The organism is Telmatospirillum sp. J64-1 (assembly GCF_006980715.1).
Lineage (GTDB): Bacteria > Pseudomonadota > Alphaproteobacteria > Rhodospirillales > Magnetospirillaceae > Oleiliquidispirillum > Oleiliquidispirillum nitrogeniifigens.
This window is the reverse complement of the sequence record NZ_SBHN01000068.1, coordinates 910-1686: the sequence shown is the minus strand read 5'-3', so window position 1 is coordinate 1686 and position 777 is coordinate 910. Positions and strand designations below refer to the sequence as shown.

Below are 777 nucleotides of genomic sequence, written 5' to 3'. Positions count from 1 at the left end.
CCAGGACTCCGACGGCAACGCCGAAATCGCCTTCAATCTCTAAGGAGCAGCCTCCTTATGTACACCTTCGATCACCGCACCCGAGACAGTGCCGGCGCCTTCTTGGTTGGCGAGCTGGAGCGCCTCGACCTTACCCTCAACCTGCCCCTGACCGAGGTCACTTGGCAGCGCGACATCGACCTGCGCGAAGACGTCGCCATCGAGGACGAGACCGCGTCCTTCACGCGCAGCCACTTCGCCGCCGCCGGTTTCGCCGGTGCCGGCAAGAGCTGGATCGGCGACAATTCGACGGCCATCCAGGGCATCGGCCTGGACATCACCAAGCATCCGCTGCCCTTGCATCTCTGGGGCCTCGAACTGGGCTGGTCGACCATCGAGCTGAACAAGGCCCAACGCCTGGGCCGGCCCATCGATACCCAGAAATACGAGGGCATGAAGCTCAAGTATCAGATGGATGCCGACGAGATGGTCTATCTCGGCGATACGTCGGTCGGCGCGGTGGGTCTGATCAACAACCCCGCCGTGGCGCCCTACAACATGCAGGTGAATTGGGCCACCGCCTCGGCCGATGAGATCCTCAAGGACATCAACCTGTTCATCGAGCATGCCTGGAAGCGCGCCGGCTATGTGGTGGCGCCCGACCAGTTGCGCCTGGCGCCCGACCGCTTCGCCCTGCTGGTGCGCCCCGTCTCCGAAGCCGGTTCGATTTCGATCCTGGACTATGTGTCCAAGCAATGCGTCTCGGCCAACAAGAACGGCCGCCCGCTGGAGATCGCG

1 protein-coding gene is annotated in these 777 nt (G+C 63.4%); it reads left to right on the top strand.

The window, feature by feature from the left end; all coding sequences use genetic code 11:
- Window positions 1–57 precede the first annotated feature (57 nt).
- The coding region (locus tag EPD66_RS23770) for a major capsid family protein (RefSeq protein ID WP_255448629.1) at window positions 58–777 on the top strand (720 nt) is incomplete at its 3' end.